Here is a 23146-nt window from a genome sequence, read left to right as displayed (position 1 = left end):
GGACTGTGACTGCCGTGAACGAGACCTCCAGCCGGTGGATCCGGCGCTTCCACCGAGCCGGCGACGCGAGCGTGCGGCTGGTCTGCCTGCCGCACGCGGGTGGCTCGGCGACCGCCTACTTCCCGTTTTCGCGCGCGGCCGCCGCGGCCGGGCTGGACGCCGACGTGCTCGCCGTCCAGTACCCGGGCCGCCAGGACCGCCGGGCGGAACCCTGCCACGAGACCGTGGCCACCCTGGCCGACGCGATCGCGGACGACCTCGGGCCCCGGTCCGACCGCCCGCTGGCGCTGTTCGGCCACAGCATGGGCGCCACCGTCGGCTACGAGGTGGCCCGCCGCCTTCAGGCGCGGGGCACGCCCCTGCTGGGCCTGTTCGCGTCCGCCTGCCGGGCCCCGTCGCAGCAGCGCATCGAGTACGTCCACCAACGCGACGACGAGGGGCTGATCGCCGCGCTGAAGGAACTCAGCGGCACGAACACGGCGGTGCTGGGCGACGACGAGCTGGTGCGCATGGTCCTGCCCGCCGTGCGCGGGGACTACACCGCGGTGGAGACCTACCGCCACGAGGCCGGCCCCGAACTGCGGTGCCCGATCCAGGTCCTGGTGGGCGACGACGACCCGGTGACGAGCCTGGCCGAGGCGGACGCCTGGCACCGGCACACCACGGCCGGCTGCGCGGTGGAGGTCTTCCCCGGGGGTCACTTCTACCTGACCGACGGCTGGGAACGGGTGCTGGACACGGTGACGGGCCGGCTGCGCGAGTGGTCCGCGCGCGCCCGGTAGGGGTGGGAAAACCCCACCCGGCCTTCAGGTGCCGGCCCCATGGCCGCCCGGACCCGCGTTCGCGACACTGGGTGCATCAGCGAAACCGCCCGGAACCACCAGCCCTCGGAGGAAGCCATGATGGCGATCCAGACCGCTCCCGGCGTCACCCAGCGCATGCTCCCGAACGGCCACCTCGAGCTGTCCTGCCGCTCCACCCGCCGCCAGATCGAGTGCGAACCGGTCGCCGCGGCCATGTGGATCGCCCTGAAGCAGCACCACGGCGACGTCGACCGCGCGGCCGGCGTCCTGGCCGCCCTGTGGGAGACCGACGTCGAGGAAACGCGCTACGACATCATCGCGCTGGCCGGCTCGCTGTGCTCCCTGGGCCTGCTCACCGAGGCCTGATCCCCGAGCTTCACCCGGCGCCGCCACCCTCGACCGCCGCGCTCGACCAACGCCCGTCTCAACCGCTGCTCCCGTCCCCGCCGCCGTTCCTCGGCTGGCTGCCGCCTCCGGTGGCGCCGCCCTCGGCTGCCGCTCCGGGCTCTCATCGCCGGTCTTCGTCCTCGACTGCCGCAGCCGAATTCGAGCCGTGACCCCCCGCCCCGGCCAGGACCGCGTCCCCCGTGGTCGTGCCCCTTGGGCGGGCGAGGGTCCCCGGAGCCGTTCGGACCGTCGACCAGGCAACCCCTCGCCACCCGGTGAAACGGACGGGGCCGCCTGCGACGACATCGTCACGGACGGCCCCGGGCCCGGCGCGAAGGGGGAGTTGCGCGCCGGGATCCTTCCTCTCCGCTCAGCCCTGCGACTCCAGTTCCTCGTCCAGCAGGGCGAACAGCTCGTCGGCGGTGGCCTCCTGCAGATCGTCGCCGGAGGAGCACGCCGTGAGCAGCGCCTTCAGCCGGGCCACGACCTTCGCCCGCCCGTCCTCGTCCAGCACGGCTTCCCGCAGGGCCGTCTCCAGCCCGGAAAGCCGGGAGTCCAGCGGCGACGACGGTTCGGCCAGTCCCGCGCCCAGGAACTCGGCGAGGGCGGCGGCCGACGGGTGGTCGAAGATGAGCGTGGCCGGCAACCGCTGCCCGGTCACGGCGTCCAGCCGGTTGCGAAGCTCGATCGCGGTGAGCGAGTCGAAGCCGAGTTCGATGAAGCCCTTGCGCGGATCCACCGCGTCGCGCTTCTCGTGGCCGAGCACCACGGCCGCCGTGGCGCAGACCAGCTCGAGCAGCGCCCGGCCCCGTTCCGCGGCCGGCAGCGCGACGATCCGCGTCCACGAGTCGTCGGCGGTCTCGGCGCGGCGCCGGCTCGCGCCGGGACCGCCCCCCGCCCGGCCGGCCCGCACCAGGCCGGACAGCATGGCCGGCACGTGGACCTCGCCCCGCAGGCCGGACAGGTCCAGCCGCACCGGGACCAGCGAAGGCTGCGAGGTGCCGAACGTCGCGTCGAACAGTTCGAGCCCCTCGGCGAAGGACAGGCCGAACACGCCCGAGCGGGCCATCCGGACCAGGTCCGTCTCGGCCAGCTCGCCCGACATGCCGCCCTCGGACCACAGTCCCCAGGCCAGCGACACGGCGGGCCGGCCGAGCGCGGCGCGGTGGTGGGCCAGCGCGTCGAGGAACACGTTCGCGGCCGAGTAGTTGGCCTGGCCCGCCGCGCCGAGCGTGCCGCCGGCCGAGGAGTACAGCACGAAGGCGGCCAGGTCCAGTTCCGCGGTGAGCTCGTGCAGGTGCCAGGCCGCGTCCACCTTGGGGCGCAGCACGGTGTCCATCCGCTCGGGGGTCAAGGCCAGCAGCACGCCGTCGTCGACCACGCCGGCCGTGTGGACCACCGCGGTCAGCGGGTGCCCGGCCGGCACCCCGGCGAGCAGCGCCGCCGCGGCCTCGCGGTCGGACAGGTCGCAGGCCTCGACGGTGACCGCGGCGCCGAGCTCCGCCAGTTCGGCGGTCAGCTCCGCGGCACCCGGGGCCGCGGCGCCCCGTCGGCTGGTGAGCAGCAGGTGGCGCACCCCGTGCGAAGCCACCAGGTGCCGGGCGATCAGCCGGCCCAGCACCCCCGTGCCGCCGGTGACCAGCACCGTGCCCTCGGGATCCAGCGCGGCCGGGCGGTCCGGGTCCGCCGCGAACTTCGCCAGCCGGTGCACCCGCACCGCGCCTTCGCGGACCGCGATCCCCGGCTCGCCGGCGTACACCGCGCCGAGCACCGCGCCGAGCGGCACCGCACCGCCGTCGACGTCCACCACCGCGAACCGGTCCGGGTACTCCAGCTGCGCGGTCCGGATCACCCCCCACAACGCGGCGTGGGTCAGGTCGTCGGCGCCCTCTTCCGGCCGGGTGGCGATCGCGCCGGAGGTGACCACCACCAGGCGCGACGCCGCCAGCACCGCTTCGTCCACCCAAGCCTGCGCCAGCGCCAACAGGTGGTGCACGGCTTCGCGCGCGGCCTGCGGTGAAGCCGATTCGGGCGCCACGAACGGCGCGAACACCACATCCGGCACCGCCGCCCCGCCGTCCACCGCGGCCACCAGCGCGGAGAGGTCCACATAGGACTCCCCGGGCAGTCCGTAGGCCGGCGCCCCCAGCCCGGCGCACCGCCCGATCTCGGCCGCCGCACCGGGCCACGGCTCCCAGTCGACGCGGAACAGCGAATCGTCCACCGCCGAGCGCACGGCCGGCCGGAACGCGTCCGCCGCGATCGGACGCAGCGCCAGGGACTCCACCGTCAGCACCGGTGAGCCGGAGGGATCGGTCGCGGTCAGCGAGACCGTGTTCTCCCCCTCGCCCGAGACCACCACCCGCAGGCTCGACGCCCCGGCCGCGTGCAACGAGACCCCGGACCAGGCGAACGGCAGCACCGCCTCGTCCGCCGTCGGCCCGGCCAGGCCGATCGTGTGCAGCGCGGCGTCGAGCAACGCCGGGTGCAGGCCGAACGCGCCCGCGTCCACCGGCTCCGGCAGCGAAACCTCGGCGGCCACCAGATCGCCCGCGACCCAGGCCCGGGCCAGCCCCGCGAACACCGGCCCGTAGTCGAAGCCCTGCGCGGCGAGCTGGTCGTAGCGGCCGGTCACGTCGAGTTCGGCCGCACCCGGCGGCGGCCACTCGGGGGCGGCCACGGCCGAAGGCGGCCGACCGGCCGAAAGCCAGCCGGTGCCGTGCTGGGTCCACTCCCCGGGCGCGGCGTCGTCGGCCTGCGAGTAGATGCCCAGCGAACGGCGGCCGGAGTCCTCCGCGCCGACCACCACCTGCAACCGCACCCCGCCCGGCTCGGGCAGGATCAGGGGCGCGGCGAGCGTCAGCTCGTCGAGCCGGCCGCAGCCGGCCTCGTCGCCGGCCCGGATCGCCAGCTCCACGAACGCGGTGCCGGGGAACAGGACCGAACCCTGCACCACGTGGTCGGCCAGCCACGGCTGCGCACCCAGCGAGAGCCGGCCGGTCAGCACCACGGTGCCGGAATCGGCCGCCACCACCACGGCACCCAGCAGCGGATGCCCGGCGTCGCGCTGGCCCGCCTCCGCGACCCCGCGCTCCCGGGCGCCGGTCGGGTTCTCCAGCCAGTAGCGCCGGCGCTGGAAGGCGTAGGTCGGCAGCTCGACCAGAGCGCCACCCCGGTAGAAGGCTTCGTGGTCCACGGCGCACCCGACGGTGAGCAGACTGGCCACCGCGGCGGCCGCCGACTCGGCCTCGGGACGGTCCTTGCGCAGCACCGGCACGAAGGTGGCGCGCTCGCCCTCGCCGAGGCAAGACTGGCCCATCGCGGTCAGCACCGCGCTCGGACCGACCTCGACGAACGTGCGCACGCCCGCGTCGAGCAACGAGCGGACACCGTCGGCGAACCGGACGGGCTCACGCACCTGCCGCACCCAGTGCTCGGGACCGAGGGGCCCGGCACCGCCGAGCGCCGAGACGATCGGGATGGCCGGCTCCGCGTAGCTCAGCCCCCGCGCCACCGCGTCGAACTCCGCCAGCATCGGCTCCATCAGCGGCGAGTGGAACGCGTGGGAGACGCGCAGCCGCGAAGTCCGGGCGAAGTTCCCGGCCACCGCGAGCACCGCGTCCCGCACGCCGGACAGCACCACCGCGGACGGCCCGTTCACCGCCGCGATCCCGACCCCGTCGACCAGCAACGGCGTGACCTCGGCCTCCGTCGCCGCGACCGCGACCATCGCGCCGCCCTCGGGCAACGCCTGCATCAGCCGCGCCCGGGCCGCCACCAGCGCGCAGGCGTGTTCGAGCGAGAGCACGCCGGCGACGTGGGCCGCCGCCAGCTCGCCGATCGAGTGGCCCAGCAGGTAGTCCGGCCGGACCCCCCAGGACTCCAGCAGCCGGAACACCGCGACCTCGACCGCGAACAGCGCCGGCTGCGTGTACCCGGTCCGGTCGAGCTTTCCGGCGTCGCCGAGCAGGGAGCGCAACGGCAGGTCCAGGTGCTGGTCGAGCTCCGCGGCCACCGCGTCCAGAGCGGCGTCGAACACCGGGTGCGCCGCCGCCAGTCCGGCGCCCATCCCGGCGCGCTGCGCGCCTTGACCGGTGAACAGGAACGCCGTGCGCCCCGTCCCGGCCACGCCTTCGACCACCGCCGGCGGGTTCTGCCCCGCCGCGTAGCCGGTGAGCGCCCGCCGGGCCGCCTCCCGGTCGGGGGCCACCACGGCCGCGCGGAACTCGGCCCGGGTCCGGCCGGCCGCCAGGGAGTAACCGATGTCCGAAGGCGACGCCCCGGTGCGGAACGCGGCCAGCTCGCCCGCCTGCGCCCGCAGCGCTTCGGGCGTGTTCGCGGACAGGAGCCAGGTGACCGGTCCCGGAGCCGGGTCGCCCGCCGGATCCGGATCACCCTGCTCGACCAGCACGTGCGCGTTGGTCCCGCTGATGCCGAACGAAGACACCCCGGCCCGCCGGGGCCGACCGGTCTCCGGCCAAGGCCGCGCCTGGCTGAGCAGCGAAACCGAGTCCGTCCACTCGACGTGCGGCGAAGGCTCCTCCGCGTGCAGCGTGGGCGGGAGCACGCCACGGCGCAGCGCCTCCACCATCTTGATCACCCCGCCCACCCCGGCCGCGGCCTGGGTGTGGCCCACGTTCGACTTGAGCGTGCCGAGGTACAGCGGCCGCTGGGGGGTGGCCGCCTTGCCGTAGGTGGAGATCAGCGCCTGCGCCTCGATCGGGTCGCCGAGCCGGGTGCCGGTGCCGTGCGCCTCGACGGCGTCCACATCGGACAGTTTCAGCCCGGCGTCGGCCAGCGCCGCCCGGATCACGCGCTGCTGCGCGGGCCCGTTCGGCACGGTGATGCCGCTGGACGCGCCGTCGGAGTTCACCGCGCTGCCCCGCAGCACCGCCAGCACGTGGTGGCCGTTCTCGCGCGCGTCGGAGAGCCGTTCCAGCAGCAGCATCCCGGCTCCCTCGGAGCAGCCGACGCCGTCGGCGCCGGCGCCGAACGCCTTGCAGCGCCCGTCCGAGGAGAGCCCGTGCTGCTCGCTGAAGTAGACGAACATGTCCGGCGTCACCATCACGGTCACGCCGCCGGCCAGCGCCAGCGAGCATTCGCCGCGACGCAGGGCCTGCGCCGCCCAGTGCAGGGCGACCAGCGAGGAGGAGCACGCCGTGTCCACCGACACCGACGGGCCTTCGAGCCCGAGGGTGTAGGAGACGCGGCCGGACACCAGGCTGCCGTCGCTGCTCCCGGCGCCGTAGTCGTGGTACATCACGCCGGCGAACACGCCGGTCTTCGAACCGCGCAGGGTCGAGGGCACGATCCCGGCGCGTTCCACCGCCTCCCACGCCGTCTCCAGCAGCACCCGCTGCTGGGGGTCGAGGGTGCGGGCCTCGCGGGGCGAGATGCCGAAGAACTCCGGCTCGAAGTCGGCAGCCCCGTAGAGGAAGCCACCCTCCTTCGAATAGGTGGTGCCCGCCCGGCCGGCCGGGTCGAACAGCGCGGCGGTGTCCCAGCCGCGGTCGGCCGGGAACTCGCCGATCGCGTCCGTGCCGCCGGCGACGAGGTCCCACAGCTGGGCGGGCGTGCTCACCCCGCCGGGGTACCGGCAGCCCATGCCGATGATCGCGATCGGCTCGCTCATCGCCGCGGTGAGCTTGCGGTTGTCCGCCTTGAGCCGCTCGTTGTCCACCATGGACTGGCGCAGAGCGGCGACGATCTGTTCGGTCGACGGGCCTGCGCTCGCCGGGTTCACGCCGGATGGCTGCGTGGTCACTGGGATTCACCCCGTTCGTCGGTCGGGCTCCCGCCCATCGCGGACCGGACCAGGTCGGCCAGGTCCATCGCGGCGATGGCCGCGGACTCGTCGGTTCCGGCCGCGGCGCGGTCGGCCACGGCACGGTCGGCTGTCACCGCCCCGGCCGCCGGCTCGCCGATCTCCGGCAGCAGCTCGGCGGGCAGGTGCCGGGCCAGCGGCACCGGGCTCGGGTAGTCGAAGATCAGCGTGGCCGGCAGGCGCAGCCCGCTGGCGGGGCCGAGCCGGTTGCCAGTTCCAGCGCCGCCAGCGATCGAGCCCGGCGATCGACCCCGAGCGCCCGGCGCCGGGAGCGCCGCAGCGACCGATGCCCAGTCGGTGAGCCCTTCTCCGCCGACCGCCGAAGCGTCGTCGTAGCCGAGGACGGCCGCCGCGTGCTCGCACACCAGCTCCAGCGCCGCCTGCTCCCGCTCGGCCGCCGGCAACGCGACCAGCCGGTCCGCGAACCCGGCCACCGGGGCCGCCGGCCGGGGCCCGGCCACCGCGGCCACCCGGCGTGGGGCGGCCGGGACCAGGCCCCGCAGCAGCGGGGCCGCCGCACCGGCGTCCGGCAGTTCGGTCAGCTTCACCGGCACCAGCACCGGCTCACCGGCCGCCAGCGCCGCGTCGAACAGCGCCAGGCCCTCGTCCGCGGACAGCTCGGCCACGCCGGACCGGGCGATGTGCGCCAGGTCCACCTCGCCTTCGGTGCCCTGCCACGGACCCCAGGCCAGCGAGGTCGCCGGCAGCCCGAGGGCCGCCCGGTGCTCGGCCAGCGCGTCGAGGAAGACGTTGCCCGCCGCGTAGTTCGCCTGCCCGGCGGCGAGCAGCAGGCCGCCCGCCGAGGAGTACAGGACGAACCCGGCCAGGTCGAGGTCGGCGGTCAGCTCGTGCAGGTGCCAGGCCGCGTCCACCTTGGGGCGCAGGACGGTGTCGACCTGCTCCGGGGTGAGCGCGCTGAACACGGCGCTGTCGGTCTGGCCCGCGGCGTGCACCACCGCGGTGAGTTCCGCACCGATCGAGCCGATCAGCTCGGCCAGCGCCGCGCGGTCGGTGACGTCGCAGGCCGCGACCGTGACCTGGGCACCGCGTCCGGTCAGCTCCTCGGCCAGCTCGCGCGCCCCCGGCGTGGCCAGGCCCGTGCGGCTGGTCAGCAGCAGGTTGCGGGCACCGTGGTCCACCAGGTGCCGGGCCAGCAGCCCGCCGAGCAGGCCGGCGCCGCCGGTGATCAGCACCGTGCCGTCCGGATCCCACGCCGCGGGTTCGCCGAGCGCGCCGACCTTGGCCAGCCTCGGCACGAGGATCTCGCCTTCGCGGACGATCGCCTCCGGCTCGCCGGAGTTCACCACCGCGGGCAGCGCCCGTACCGAGGAAACCGCCGCGTCGACGTCGACCAGCTGGATCCGGTCCGGGTTCTCGGCCTGCGCGGCCCGCACCAGGCCCCAGACCGGCGCCTGGGCCAGATCGGGACCGTCCTGGGTGGACACCGCGCTCCGGGTGACCACCACCATCCGGCCGTCGGCGAACCGCTCGTCGGCCAGCCAGGACTGCAGGTGCGCCAGCGTCTGGTTCACCGCGCCGCGGACTCGCGAGGGCACGTCGCCGAACCCCGCCGGCACCGGCAGGACCAGCACTTCGGCCGCCGCCGGGACCTCGGGGCCGCCGTATTCCGGCACGCCGAGGCCGAGGTCGTCGGACCCGAGCACGGCCCAGCCTTCGAGCGGTCCGGCCGGGCGCAGCGCCGCCGCCGGCTGCCAGTCGATCCGGTAGAGCGAATCGGGCACCTTCGCACCCAGCTGGCCCTCCGACACCGGCCGGGTCACCAGCGACTCGATCCACGCCACCGGGGAGCCGGCCGCGTCGGCCAGCGCCAGGGAGGAGCCGTTGACGTCCTTGCGCACCAGCACCCGCAGCGCCGTCGCGCCGGAGGCCCGCAGCGAGACCCGGTTCCACGCGAACGGGATGGTGGTCTCGGTCAGCGCCTTCGGGCCGCCCGGGACCAGGTAGTCCGTCGCGCCCAGGGCCGAGTCGAGCAGGCCCGGGTGCAGGCCGAACTCACCGGCCGCCGTGCCCTCGGGCAGCGCGACCTCGGCGAAGACCTCGGTCCCCCGCGTCCCTTCGCGCCGCCAGACCGCCTTGAGGTTGCGGAACGTCGGCCCGTAGCCGAAGCCCAGCCCGGCCAGGTCGTCGTAGAGCCCGGTCAGGTCCACCGCCTCGGCCCCCGGCGGCGGCCACTGCGTCAGGTCGAACTCGTCGGGCCGTGCGCCGGTGGCCAGGGTGCCTGCCGCGTGCTGCATCCAGGCCGCACCGGGCTCCTCGGCGCGCGAGTGCACCGAAAGCTCCCGGGTGCCGCCGGTACCGGGCGCGCCGACCACGACCCGCAGGTCGACCCCGCCCTTCTCCGGCAGCAGCAACGGGGACTGCTGGGTCAGCTCGTCCAGCACGTCGCAGCCGACCTGGTCACCGGCGTGCAGGGCCAGCTCGACGAAGGCCGCGCCGGGCAGCATGGTCCGGCCCATGATCACGTGGTCGGCCAGCCAGCCGTGGGTGTCCACCGCGAGCCGCCCGGTCAGCACCGCGCCACCGTCGGGCAGCTCCACCAGCGCGCCCAGCAGCGGGTGCGCGGCGGGCTTCGCGCCGAGCGAGCTCACGTTCCCGATCCGCTCGGTCGGGTCGAGCCAGTAGGACTTGTTCTGGAAGGCGTAGGTCGGCAGGTCCACAGTGGACGCACCGCGGCCGGTGTACACGGCCCGCCAGTCGATCTTCGCGCCCCGCGCGTAGAGCGTGGCGAGCGCGGTGAACAGGGTCGGCACCTCGGCGCGGCCCCGGCGCAGGGCCGGGACGCCGACCACCCGGTCCGGCCGGGCCGCCCCGGCCGGGTCGCACTCGCGGGCCATGCCCGTGAGCACCGCGTCCGGGCCCAGCTCCACGAACCGGGTGACGCCGGCGTCCAGCAGCGTGGTGACCCCGTCGGCGAACCGGACGGCCTCCCGCACGTGGCCCACCCAGTACTCGGGCGAGCACAGCTGCTCGGGCGGGGCGATCCGGCCGGTCACGTTCGACACGACCGGGACCGCCGGGGCCGCGTAGGACAGCCGGTCCGCGACCGCGCGGAACTCGGCCAGCATCGGCTCCACCAGCGAAGAGTGGAAGGCGTGCGAGACGGCCAGCGGCTTCGTTCGCCGTCCGGCCTCGGAGAACACCGCCGTGGCGGCCCGGACCGCGGCCTCGGGGCCGGAGATGACCACCGAGCGCGGCCCGTTGACCGCCGCGATGTCCACGGCACCCTCCATGGCACCGCCCTCGCGCGGCAGCGCCCCGCGAACCTCGGCCTCCGTCGCCGCGATCGCCGCCATCGCCCCTCCGGTGGGCAGCGCCTGCATCAGCCGGCCCCGCGCGGAGACCAGCGTGCAGGCGTCGGCCAGCGAGAACACCCCGGCCACGTGCGCCGCGGCCAGCTCGCCGATCGAGTGCCCGGCCACGTAGTCCGGCACCACCCCCCAGGACTCGACCAGCCGGTACAGCGCCACCTCGATCGTGAACAGCGCGCACTGGGTGTACGCGGTCTGGTTCAGCCGCTGCCCGTCCGCCGAGTCCTTCTCGGCCCAGATGACCTGCTTGAGCGGAACTTCGAGCGAAGCGTCGAAGAGACCGCAGGCCTCGTCGAACGCGCCGGCGAAGACCGGGAAGACCTCGTACAGCCCGCGGCCCATGCCCGGCTGCTGCGCGCCCTGCCCGGTGAAGAGGAACGCGGTCAGATCGGCCGCGCTGACCGTGCCGGTCACGGTGCTCGCCGGGGTCTGGCCCTGAGCCAGTCCTTCGAGCGCCTTCAGCGCGGCTTCGCGGTCGGCCGCGAGCACCACCGAGCGGTGCTCGAGCGCCGCCCGCCCGGTGGCGAGCGAGTAGCCGACGTCGGTCAGGTCCAGCTCCGGGTGCGCCCGCAGGTGCCCGGCCAGCCGGGCCGCCTGGTCGGCCAGCGCGGGGCCGGCCGAGCCGGCGATCGGCAGCGGGACCACCGGCAGCCCCGGCGCCGTCCGGCGCGGTTGCTCCACAGTGGACGGGGGGGCCTCCTCGACGATGAGGTGCGCGTTGGTCCCGCTGATGCCGAAGGACGAGACCCCGGCCCGGCGCGGCCGGCCGTTCGGCCGCCAGGGCCGGGCCTCGGTCAGCAGCTCGATGTCCCCGGTCGTCCAGTCGACCACCGGCGACGGCGCGTCGACGTGCATCGTCTTCGGCAGCAGGTCGTGCCGCAGCGCCTGCACGACCTTCATCACCGCGGCCACCCCACCGGCGGCCTGCGCGTGACCGATGTTGGACTTGACCGAGCCCAGGTACAGCGGATGGCCTTCGGGCCGGTCCTGGCCGTAGGTGGCCAGCAGCGCCTGCGCCTCGATCGGGTCGCCCAGCCTGGTGCCCGTGCCGTGCGCCTCCACGGCGTCCACATCGGACGGTCGCAGGCCGCTCGCGGCGAGCGCCGCGTGGATCACGCGCTCCTGCGAAGGACCGTTCGGCGCGGTCAGCCCGTTGGACGCGCCGTCCTGGTTGACCGCGCCGGAGCGGATCACCGCGAGCACCTCGTGCCCGTTGCGCTGCGCGTCGGAGAGCCGTTCCAGCAGCAGCAGACCCGCGCCCTCGGCCCAGCCCACCCCGTCGGAGGCGGCGGAGAAGGACTTCGACCGGCCGTCCGGGGAGAGCACGCCCTGGCGGCTGGAGTCGACGAACAGGTCCGACTGCGAGAGCACCGTGACCCCGCCGGCCAGCGCCAGCCCGCACTCCCCCGCCCGCAGCGCCTGCACCGCGAGGTGCAGCGTGACCAGCGAGGACGAGCACGCGGTGTCCACCGTCATGCACGGTCCCTCCAGCCCGAGCAGGTAGGAGATGCGGCCGGAGACGACCGCGCCCGAGCTGCCGTTGGGGATGTAGGCGGCGACGTCGGCGGGCGCGCCCGGGACGCGGCTGCCGTAGTCGTCGTACATGGCCCCGGCGAAGACGCCGGTCAGGCTGCCGCGCAGCACGGTCGGGTCGATGCCCGCCCGCTCGATGGCCTCCCACGCCGTGGTCAGCAGGAGCCGCTGCTGCGGATCCATGGCCAGGGCCTCTCGCGGGCCGATGCCGAAGAAGGCCGGGTCGAACTCGGCCGCGTCGTGCAGGAAGCCGCCCCGGTTGGCGTAGGTCTTCCCGCGCTTGCCGCGCTCGGGGTCGTAGATGCCCTCGGTGTCCCAGCCCCGGTTGACCGGGAAGCCGCTGGTCGCGTCGACCTCGTCCACGAGCAGCTGCCACAGGTCCTCCGGCGACCGGACGCCACCGGGGTAGCGGCAGGCCATGCCGACGATCGCGATCGGCTCCTGCATGGACGCGTTGGTGCGGGCGGCCGTCGCGGCGCCCTTGGTGGCGGCGCCGCTGCCCGGCGCACCGAGCAGCTTGCCCTTGACGAAGTCGGCCACGGCCCGGGCCGTCGGGTGGTCGAAGATCAGCGTCGCGGGCAGCGAGAGGCCGGTGGCGGCGCCGAGCAGGTTGCGCAGCTCCACCGCGGCCAGTGAGTCGAAGCCCAGCTCCTTGAACGCGCGGGTTCCGTCCACTTCGGACTTGTCCGCGTAGCCGAGCACGGTCGCCACCTGCGTGCGGACGATGTCCAGCAGCACCCGGTCACGCTCGCTCTCGACCAGCCCGGCCAGCTCCGCGGCCAGCGCGTTGTCACCGGCTTTCGCCGCCTTCGCGACCCGGCGGGCCTTGGGCGGGACGAAACCGCGCAGCAGGGCCGGCAGTTCGTCGGTGCGGGCGCGCAGGGCCGGCCCGTCCACGCGCAGCGGGGCGATCACGGCGTCCTCCGCGGACACGGCCGCGTCGAACAGCGCGAGCCCCTGTTCCGCGGTGACCGCGGGCAGGCCCAGGCGCGCCATCCGGGCCAGGTCGGCCTCGGCCAGGTCGCCGCCGAGACCGGTGTTCTCCGCCCACAGTCCCCAGGCCAGCGCCTTCGCCGGCAGGCCGTGGGCCCGGCGGTGCTCGGCGAGACCGTCGAGGAAGGAGTTGGCGGCCGCGTAGTCGGCCTGGCCCGCGGGCAGCACCTGGCCGCCGGCGGAGGAGAACAGCACGAACGCCGACAGCTCCCGCCCGGCGGTCAGCTCGTGCAGGTGCCAGGCCGCGTCCACCTTGGGCCGCAGCACGGCGTCCGAGCGCTCGGCGGTCAGCGAGTCGAAGACCCCGCCGCCGGCCGTGCCGGCCGCGTGCACCACGGCGGTGAGCGGCACGTCGGCGATCAGTGCCTCGACCGACGCGCGGTCGGTGACGTCGCAGGCCGCGACCGCGACCGTCGCCCCGAGGTCGGTCAGCTCTTCGACCAGCTGCGCCGCCCCCGGGGCCGCGAGCCCGCGACGGCTGGTCAGCAGCAGGTCGGTGACGCCGTGTTCGGCCACCAGGTAACGGGCCAGCAGGCTGCCCAGCCCGCCGGTGCCGCCGGTGATCAGCACGGTGCCCTCGACCGGCCACGGCGAGCCGCCTGCGGACTCGGTCCGGGTGTAGCGCGGCACCAGCACCGAGCCCCCGCGGACGGCGGACTCCGGCTCACCGGAGGCGATCACCGCGGCGATGGTCTCCACGGAGGTGGCCGCGTCCGCGTCGACCAGGAACACCCGGCCCGGGTGCTCGGCCTGCGCCCCGCGGGCCAGACCCCACAGCGGTCCCTGAGTGACGTCCACTGTGGACGAACCCGCCGCCACCGCGTCGCGGGTGACCACGGCGAGCCTGGTACCGGCGAACCGGCTTTCGGCCAGCCCGGCCTGGAGCTCGGCGAGCAGCCAGGCGGTGTTCGCGCGGGCCGCCTCGGGAACGCCGGCCTCGGGCACCGGCGCGGTCAGCGTCACCACGTCCGGCACCGGCTCGCCGCGGTCGACCGCGGCGATGAGGTCGGCGAAACCGGCGTACGTGGCCGCCACCCCGACTCGGCCGCGCCCGACCGCGACCACCCCGTCCGCCTCGGCCGAGGACACGGGGACCGGCTGCCAGGCGATCTTCAGCAGCGCTCCGTCGGTCTGGCCGGCGGACCGGGCGGACAGTTCCCGGTGGACCGGGCGGGAGACCAGCGAGCCGACGGTCGCGACCGGGCGGCCTTCGCTGTCGGCCACCTCGATGGCCGAGACCTCGTCGCCGTCCAGCCGGACGATCCGCACCCGCAGCACCGAGGCGCCGACGGCGTGCAAGGTGACCTCGTTCCACACGAACGGCAGCAGCGTCGAGCCGTCCGGGTCCCCGAGCAGGTCGGCGTGCATGGCGATGTCGAGCAGCGCCGGGTGCAGGCCGTACGCGCCCGCCGTGGCCGCCGCCGGCTCCGGCAGCGCAACCTCGGCGAACACCTCGTTGCCCCGGCGCCAGGCGGCCTTGAGCCCCTGGAACGACGGCCCGTAGCCGTACCCGCGGTCGTTCAGCCGCTCGTAGGCGCCTTCGACCGGGATGACGTTCGCGCCCGGCGGCGGCCATTCGGCCAGCCCGGCGGGCTCGGGCCGCGCCGCCGCGGAAAGCGTGCCGAGGGCGTGCTGGGTCCACTCGCCGTCGCCGGCCCCCGCGGGACGGGAGAAGATCGTGATCGGGCGGCGGTCCTCGGCCGCGGCGCCGATGACCACCTGCAGCGCGACCGCCTCGCCCGGCGGCAGCACGAGCGGCGCCTGCAGCGTCAGCTCCTCCACCACCGGGTGCCCGACCTCGTCGCCGGCCGCGATGGCCAGCTCCACGAAACCGGTGCCGGGCACCAGGATCGCGCCCTTGACCACGTGGTCGGCCAGCCACGGCACGGACTCGGCCGAGAGCCGGCCGGTGAGCACCGTGGTGTCCGAACCGGACAGCGGCACGACCGCGCCCAGCATCGGGTGCGCCAGCGGCTGCTGGCCCACGGAGGTGACGTCGCCGGACGGCGTGGCGTCCAGCCAGTAGCGCTTGCGCTGGAAGGCGTAGGTCGGCAGGTCGAGCCGGACCGGGCCGTCGCCGAGCAGCCGGCCGAGCGCCGCGGCGCCGCGGACGTGCAGGGCGCCGACGGCGGCCAGCGCCGTGCGGACCTCGTCGGCGTCCCGCCGGCCGAGGGCCACGAACGCCACCGCGTCGGGGTCCGGCACGCTCTGCGGGCCGAGCACGGACAGCACGCTGTCCGGCCCCAGCTCCAGGAACGTGCGCACCCCGGCGGCCTCGCAGGCCGCCACCGCGTCACCGAAGCGCACGGCCTCGCGGACGTGGGTGACCCAGTACTCCGGCGAGCGCAGCTCCTCCTCGGTGGCGGGCCGGCCGGTGACGGTCGAGACGATCGGGATCTCCGGTGCGGCGAAGGACAGCCCTTCGACCACCGTGCGGAACTCGCCCAGCATCGGCTCCATCAGCGGCGAGTGGAACGCGTGGCTCACGCGCAGGCGGCGCGTCGACACCCCGTTGTCCTCGGCCGCGAGCTCGATACCGGTCACGACCTCGTCGACCCCGGACACGACCACGGAGGCGGGCCCGTTGACGGCGGCGATGCTCACCCGGTCCTCGTGCCCGGCCAGCAGGGCCCGCGCCGCCTCCTCGGAGGTGGCGAGCGAGATCATCGCGCCCGGCGGCTCGGTCAGCGCGCCCATCAGCCGCCCGCGCGCGGCGACCAGGGTGGCCGCGTCGGCCAGGGAGAGCACCCCGGCCACGTGCGCCGCGGCCAGCTCGCCGATCGAGTGCCCGGCCAGCGCGTCGGGGGTGATCCCCCACGACTCGACCAGCCGGAACAACGCGACCTCCACCGCGAACAGGCCGGTCTGGGTGTACTGCGTCTGGCCCAGCAGCCCGCGGTCGGCCAGCGGGGTGGTGCCGAACACGACGTCGCGCAGCGGCACGTCGAGCATCGGGTCGATGGCGGCGCAGACGGCGTCGAAGGCCCCGGCGAACGCCGGGTACGTCGCGTACAGCTCCTGGCCCATGCCGACGCGTTGCGCACCCTGCCCGGAGAACAGGAACGCCAGCTTGCCGTCGGTGGTGGCGCCGGTGCCGGGGGTGGCGCCGGTGGCCAGCGCGTCCAGCCCGCCGGCCAGCTCGGCGGCGGTACCGGCCACGACCACGGCCCGGTGCTCCAGCGAGGCCCGGGTCGAAACCAGGGACCGCGCCAGCTCGGCGACGTCGAGGTCTTCGTTCGCGGCCACGAAGGCGCGCAGCTTGGCGGCCTGGCCGCGCACCGCGGCGGCGGTCCGGCCGGACAACGCGACCGGGACCACCGCCCCGGGCCTCGGCTCCGCGGCCGGCGGGACCACGGCGCCGGCCGGGGCCTGCTCCAGGATCACGTGGGCGTTGGTGCCGCTGATGCCGAACGAAGAGACGGCGGCCCGGCGCGCGTGGGCGCCTTCGGGCCACGCCTGCGCCTCGGTGAGCAGCCGGACGGCGCCGGCCGTCCAATCGACCACAGTGGACGGACGGTCCACGTGCAGGGTGCGCGGCAGCCGCTCGTGGCGCAGGGCCATGACCATCTTGATGATCCCGGCGACGCCCGCGGCGGCCTGCGTGTGCCCGAGGTTGGACTTGATCGAGCCCAGCCACAGCGGCGGCCGCCCGGTCCGGTCCTGGCCGTAGGTGGCCAGCAGGGCCTGGGCCTCGATCGGGTCGCCCAGGGTGGTGGCAGTGCCGTGGCCCTCGACCGCGTCCACTTCGGACGCTTCGAGCCCGGCGTCGGCCAGCGCCTTGGCGATCACCCGCTGCTGCGAGGGGCCGTTCGGGGCGGTCAGGCCGTTGGACGCGCCGTCGTGGTTCACCGCGGAGCCCCGCAGCAGCGCGAGCACCGGGTGCCCGTTGCGGCGGGCGTCCGACAGCCGCTCGACCAGCAGCATGCCCGCGCCCTCACCCCAGCCGGTGCCGTCGGCCGCGTCGGCGAACGAGCGGCAGCGGCCGTCGGCGGAGAGTCCGCGCTGGCGGCTGAAGTCGACGAAGGTGTCCGGAGTGGACATCACCGTGACGCCCCCGGCCAGCGCCAGCGTGCACTCCCCGCGGCGAAGCGCCTGGATCGCCCAGTGCAGGGCGACCAGCGAGGAGGAGCAGGCGGTGTCGACCGTGACGGTCGGGCCTTCCAGGCCGAGCGCGTAGGACACGCGGCCGGAGACGACGCTGGCGAGGCTGCCGTTGCCGAGGTAGCCGGCGATGTCATCGGAGACGGCGCCGAGCCGGGTCCCCCAGTCGTGGTACATCACCCCGGCGAACACCCCGGTCGCGCTGCCGCGCAGCGAAACCGGGTCGATGCCGGCCCGCTCGAACGCCTCCCACGAGACCTCCAGCAGCAACCGCTGCTGCGGGTCCATGGCCTGGGCCTCACGCGGGCTGATCTCGAAGAAGTCGGCGTCGAACTCGGCCGCGTCGTGCAGGAAGGCGCCGTGCTTGACGTAGCTGTGGCCGGGTTTGCCGGGCTCGGGGTCGTACAGCGCGTCGACGTTCCAGCCGCGATCGGCCGGGAACGGGGTCAGCGCCTCGCCGCCCTCGGCCACCATCCGCCACAGGTCCTCCGGCGTCGCTATCCCACCGGGGTAGCGGCAGGCGATGCCGACGATGGCGATCGGCTCGTCGGCGTCCGCGGTGGTGACCGGCGCGATCGGCTTCGCCGGGGCCAGCCCGGCCAGCCGCGTGACGATGTGCCCGGCCAGCGCGCGCGGGGTCGGGTAGTCGAACACCAGCGTGGCGGGCAGCCGCAGCCCGGTGACGGAGTCGAGCACGTTGCGCAGCTCGACCGCGGCGAGGGAGTCGAACCCGATCTCGCCGAACGGGCGGGCCGGGTTGATCGCCTCGGCCCCCTCGTGCCCGAGCACCGCCGCGACGTGCGTGCGCACCAGGTCCAGGATCGCGCGGTCGCGGTCGGCTTCGGACAGGTGCGCGAACCGCTCGGCGAACTGCTGCTCGGGGGTCAGCTCCCCGGCCGGGACCGCGGCGGCGACGCGGCGGCGGCCGACCGGGGCCAGCCCGCGCAGCAGCGCCGGAACGTCATCGCCTCGCGCCCGCAGCGCGGACCGGTCGACGCGGGTCGGCACCACGGCCGGGGCTCCGGTGGCCAGGGCCGCGTCGAGCGCGGCCAGGCTTTCCGAGACCGTCAGCGGGGCCAGGCCCAGCCGCGCGATCCGGTTGCGGTCCACTTCGGACAGCGTGGCCCCCATGCCCAGCGGGGCCCCGTCCTCCGGGGCCCAGAGCCCCCAGGCGAGCGAGGTGGCGGGCAGGCCGAGTTCCCGGCGGTGCGTGGCCAGCGCGTCGAGGAAGGTGTTGCCCGCCGCGTAGTTCGCCTGGCCCGCGCCGTCGACCAGGCCGGCCGAGGAGGAGAACAGGACGAACGCGGTCAGCTCCAGCTTCGCGGTCAGCTCGTGCAGGGCCCAGGCCGCGTCGAGCTTCGGCGCGACGACGGCGTCCAGCTGCGCCTCGGTGAGCGTGCCGATCATGGCGTTGTCGAGGATCCCGGCGGTGTGCACGACGGCCGAGAGCGGCCGGTCGGCCGGCACCTTCTTCAGCGCGGCGGCCAGCGAGCGCTTCTTGGTGACGTCACCCGCGACGATCTGCACCGCGGCGCCCAGCCCGGTCAGCTCACCGGCCAGCTCGGCCGCGCCCGGCGCGTCCGCGCCACGGCGGCTGAGCAGCAGCAGCGAGCGGACGCCGTGCGTGGTGACCAGGTGGCGCGCGACCTGCGCGCCGAGCCCCCCGGTCCCACCGGTGATCAGCACGGTGCCGTCCGCGGTCCAGGTCGCGCCTTCACCCGCGGCGGGCGCCCCGGTGAGCCGGACCAGACGGGCCGAGCGCACGGAGTCACCGTCCACCCGCAGCTCGGGCTCACCCGAGGCGAGCGCGGTGGCCAGCGTGGCCGGGGAAAGCGCGCCCTCGACGAGCACCACCCGGCCCGGGTGCTCGGCCTGGGCCGAGCGCACCAGCCCGCGCACGGCGGCGTCCGCGAGCGTGCCCCCCGTCACCACGACCAGCCGCGATCCGGCGTAGCGCTCGCCTTCGAGCCACTGCTGAAGCACCGGCAGCACCCGGTGCGCGGTCTGCTTGGCCGCGGCCGGGAGAGTGCGGCCGGACCCCGAAACCGGCAGCAGGACGGCGTCCGGCACGTCCTCCAGCGAGCCGAGCGCGTCGCTCACCGGCACGTCCAGACCGGCGATGGAGCCCAGCGCGGCCAGCGAAGGCAGCTCGCCGGAGGCCGGGACCGGCGTCCACTCGACGGTGTAGAGCAGGTCCTGCGCCCGCGTGCCGAGGTCGGCGCCGCGGACCGGACGGGAGCGGAACGATTCGACCGACAGCACCGGCGAGCCGGCGGCGTCGGTCACTTCGAGCTTGACCCCGCCGGTCGCGGGCGAGGTGATCCGCACCCGCACTTCGGTGGCGCCGGAGGCGTGCAGCCGCACCCCGGTCCACGCGAACGGCAGGCGGATCTCGTCGGCTTCACGCGCCTCGCCCGGGGCGAAGTCGGTGGCGTGCAGCACGGCGTCGAGCAGCGCGGGGTGCACGCCGAACTTCGCGTCCCGGCCCGCGGCCGGTAGCGCGACCTCGGCGTACACCACGTCGTCGCGCTTCCACGCCGTGCGCAGGCCCTGGAACAGCGGGCCGTAGCCGTAGCCCTGCTCGACCAGCTCGGTGTACAGCTCCGCGGTCGCGACGACCTCGGCGCCCTTCGGGGGCCACTCGGTCAGCGGCTCCGGGGCGGTCGAGGCGTCGAGGGCCAGCACCCCGACGGCGTGGCGGGTCCAGACCGCGTCGGCGTCCTGCTCGGGGCGCGAATAGAACTCGATGGCGCGGCGGCCGTCGGCCTCCGGTCCGACCACGGCCTGCACCGCGACCGCGCCGCCCTCGGGCAACGCCAGCGGGGCCTGCAGGGTCAGCTCGTCGACCAGTTCGCACCCGCACTGCTCGGCGGCGTGCAGCGCCATCTCGACGAAGGCGGTGCCGGGCAGCACCACGGTGCCGGCGATGGTGTGCTCGGCCAGCCACGGGTGCGAACGCAGCCCGACCCGGCCGGTGAGCACGAGCCCGTCGTGGTCGGCCAGGCCGATCTCGGCGGCCAGCAGCGGGTGGCCGGAGGCGAGCTGCCCGAGGTCGGCCGCGTCGCCGTGGCCGGACGGCGGGATGAGCCAGAAGTGCTGGCGCTGGAAGGCGTAGGTCGGCAGGTCGACCCGGCGGGCCGGGCCGAAGACCGCGGTCCAGTCGACCGCCACACCGCGCGTGTACAGGCGGCCGAGCGCGGTGGCCAGCGTCGCGACCTCAGCGTGGTCGCGGCGCTGCGCGGGGATGAAATCGATCTGCTCGGCGTACGGGCCGGTGGCGGCCATCGCGGACAGCACGGCGTCCGGGCCGGCCTCGATCGCCGTGGTCACACCGGCTTGGGCCAGCGTCGCGAGCCCGTCGGCGAACCGCACCGGCCGGCGGACGTGCCACAGCCAGTACCCCGGCGAGCACAGCTCCTCGGGGGTGGCGATCCGGCCGGTCACGTTCGAGACCACCGGAACCGACGGCGGCGCGTAGTCGACGACCTGCAGGATCTCCCGGAACTCGGCCAGCATCGGCTCCATCAGCGGCGAGTGGAACGCGTGGCTCACGCGCAGCTCGCTCGTTTTGCGGCCTTGCAGCCGGAACAGCGAAACCACGGCGGCCACCGCGTCGCGCTCACCGGAGATGACCACGGACGAAGGCCCGTTCACCGCGGCGATGCTCACGCGCTCGTTGAGCAGCGGCTGGACCTCGTCCTCGGTCGCGGCGATCGCGACCATGGCCCCGACGCCCTCGGGCAGCGCCTGCATCAGCCGGCCACGGGCGGCGACCACCAGGCAGGCGTCCGGGAGCGACCAGACCCCGGCGAGGTGCGCGGCGGCCAGCTCGCCGATCGAGTGCCCCAGCAGCAGGTCCGGCTCGACCCCCCACGCCTCGAGCAGCCGCGCCGTCGCGACCTCGACCGCGAACAGCGCGCACTGCGCGTACTGGGTGCCGTCGAGCTCGTCGGCGTCCTCGCCGAACAGCACGTCGCGCAGCGGGCGGTCCATCTGCACGTCGAGGTGGTCGATCACCTCGTCGAAGACCTCGGCGAACACCGGGTGGGCCAGGTACAGCTCGCGGCCCATGGCCAGCCGCTGCGAGCCCTGCCCGGTGAACAGCATCGCGAGCTTGCCCGGCGTGCGGGTGCCGGTGACCACCCCGGGGCCGGGCTCACCGGCGGCCAGCGCGAGCAGGCCGCGCACGGCGTCTTCGGTGTTCTCGGGGTTTTCCGGGTTTTCCGGGTCTTCCGGGTTGTTGACGATCACCACGGCCCGGTGGTTGTGGGCGGCGCGCGTGGTGGCGAGCGAAAACCCCACGTCGGCCAGGTTCGTGCCCGGTTCGAGGGTCTGCGCGAGTTTCCCGGCCTGGGCCCGCAGGGCCTGCTCGCTGCGAGCCGAGACGATCAGCGGGATCGCGGGCAGCGAAGCACCGGCGGTCTCCTCCTCGACCGGGTCCACCGGGTCCGGAGCCTGCTCGATGATGACGTGCGCGTTGGTCCCGCTCACGCCGAACGACGAGACCCCGGCCCGGCGCGGACGTCGCGTCCGCGGCCACTCGCGGGCCTCGGTCAGCAGCTCGACCGCACCGGCGGTCCAGTCCACCTGGGCCGAGGGGGCGTCCACGTGCAGGGTCTTCGGCAGCACCCCGCGGCGCATCGCCTCGACCATCTTGATCACCCCGGCCACCCCGGCCGCGGCCTGGGTGTGGCCGATGTTCGACTTGATCGAGCCCAGCAGCAGCGGGGTCTCACGGTGCTGCCCGTAGGTGGCGAGCAGGGCCTGCGCCTCGATCGGGTCGCCGAGCCGGGTTCCGGTGCCGTGCGCCTCGACGGCGTCCACTTCGGACGGTTCCAGGCGTGCGTCGGCGAGAGCGCGGTTGATCACGCGCTGCTGCGAAGGGCCGTTCGGGGCGGTGAGGCCGTTCGAGGCACCGTCGGAGTTGATGGCCGAGCCGCGTACGACGGCGAGCACGGTGTGGCCGCTGCGGACGGCGTCGGAAAGCCGCTCCAGCACGAGAACCCCCACGCCCTCGGCGAAGCCGGTGCCGTCGGCGGCCTCGGCGAAGGCCTTGCACCGCCCGTCCTCGGCCAGTCCGCGCTGGCGGCTGAAGGCGGTGAACGTGCCCGGGCCGCCCATCACGGCGACGCCGCCGGCCAGTGCCAGTTGCGTCTCGCCGCGGCGCAGCGCCTGAACCGCGAGGTGCAGCGCGACCAGCGAACCCGAGCAGGCCGTGTCCACGGTCAGCGTCGGGCCTTCGAGCCCGAGCGCGTACGCCACGCGTCCGGAGACGACGCTGGGCGCGTTGCCGGTGAGCAGGTAGCCGTCGAGGCCGTCCGGGGCCTCGTGCAGGCGCGGCCCGTACTCCTGGGCCTCCGCGCCGATGAACACCCCGGCGGGCGTGCCGCGCAGGGTGCCCGGGTCGATCTTGGCCCGTTCCAGCGCTTCCCAGGCCGTCTCCAGCACCAGCCGCTGCTGCGGGTCCATTGCGGACGCTTCCCGCGGGGCGATGCCGAAGAAGCCCGCGTCGAACTCGCCGGCGTCGGGCAGGAAGCCGCCGGAGGTCACGTAGCTGCTGCCCGGGCGGTCCGGATCGGGGTCGTACAGGCTGTCGATGTCCCAGCCGCGGTCGGTCGGGAAGCCGGAGATGGTGTGCACCTCGTCGGCCACGAGCTGCCAGAGCTGCTCGGGCGAGGCCGCGCCGCCGGGGTACCGGCAGCCGATGCCGACGATGGCCACCGGCTCGTCCACCACGTCCGGCCGCCCGATCGGTCCACTCTCGACGGTCTCGACGCCGAACACCAAGGCGTGCAGGTGACGCGCGACGGCGGACGGCGTCGGCTGGTCGAAGGCCAGCGTGACCGGCAGTTCCAGGCCGGTGGCGGCGGTCAGCCGCGTGTGCAGCTCGACCGCCGCCAGGGAGTCGAACCCGTGGTCGGAGAACGCCTTCTCCGGGTCCACCACCGCCGGCCCGTCCGGCCGCACCGCCCGCAACGCGGCCCGGGTGGCCTCGTGCACGACCTCGGCCAGCAACGCGGCGCGGTCGCCCGGCGCCGATCGCGCCAGCCGCGCCGCGAAGCCGGTTTCCCGATTCTCATCACTCTCAGGCATTACGCACTCCACCGCGGTTGCAAGGCAGCATTTCAGGGTTGTCGACGGGATCGTAAGACGGCCCGCCGCCGGTCCGGATCCCC

The 23146-nt window shown here is 75.2% G+C and carries 4 protein-coding genes; 2 read left to right on the top strand and 2 right to left on the bottom strand.

The window, feature by feature from the left end; genetic code table 11:
* The first annotated feature begins 14 nt into the window (after nt 1–14).
* Together NYF13_RS13215 and NYF13_RS13210 are read left to right on the top strand one after the other, a co-directional pair.
* Complete coding sequence (locus NYF13_RS13215) at nt 15–782, top strand: alpha/beta fold hydrolase (RefSeq protein WP_315656617.1); 768 nt, start codon at nt 15–17, stop codon at nt 780–782.
* A 120-nt stretch (nt 783–902) separates the two neighbouring features.
* Nucleotides 903–1169, top strand: coding sequence for a hypothetical protein (locus NYF13_RS13210; RefSeq protein ID WP_315656616.1), 267 nt, complete (start codon nt 903–905; stop codon nt 1167–1169).
* Between the two features lie 391 nt (nt 1170–1560).
* Here NYF13_RS13210 and NYF13_RS13205 read toward each other — a convergent pair whose 3' ends face one another.
* On the bottom strand, nt 1561–6954 hold the full coding sequence (locus NYF13_RS13205; protein ID WP_315656615.1) for a type I polyketide synthase: 5394 nt from the start codon (nt 6952–6954) through the stop codon (nt 1561–1563).
* A complete protein-coding gene (locus NYF13_RS13200) occupies nt 6951–23063 on the bottom strand; it encodes a type I polyketide synthase (protein WP_315656614.1) in 16113 nt (5370 codons plus the stop codon). Before NYF13_RS13200 ends, NYF13_RS13205 begins: the two co-directional genes overlap by 4 nt.
* Between the last annotated feature and the right edge of the window lie 83 nt (nt 23064–23146).

Source organism: Amycolatopsis sp. PS_44_ISF1, from assembly GCF_032335455.1.
Taxonomy (GTDB): Bacteria; Actinomycetota; Actinomycetes; order Mycobacteriales; family Pseudonocardiaceae; genus Amycolatopsis.
The sequence above is the reverse complement of the archived record's forward strand: the minus strand, read 5'-3'. Positions and strand labels throughout refer to the sequence as shown.

What these genes read in the sequence shown, in the direction of transcription:
- NYF13_RS13210 (WP_315656616.1), top strand. Translation starts at nt 903, where the DNA reads ATGGCGATCCAGACCGCTCCCGGCGTCACCCAGCGCATGCTCCCGAAC.
- NYF13_RS13200 (WP_315656614.1), bottom strand. Translation starts at nt 23,063, where the DNA reads ATGCCTGAGAGTGATGAGAATCGGGAAACCGGCTTCGCGGCGCGGCTG.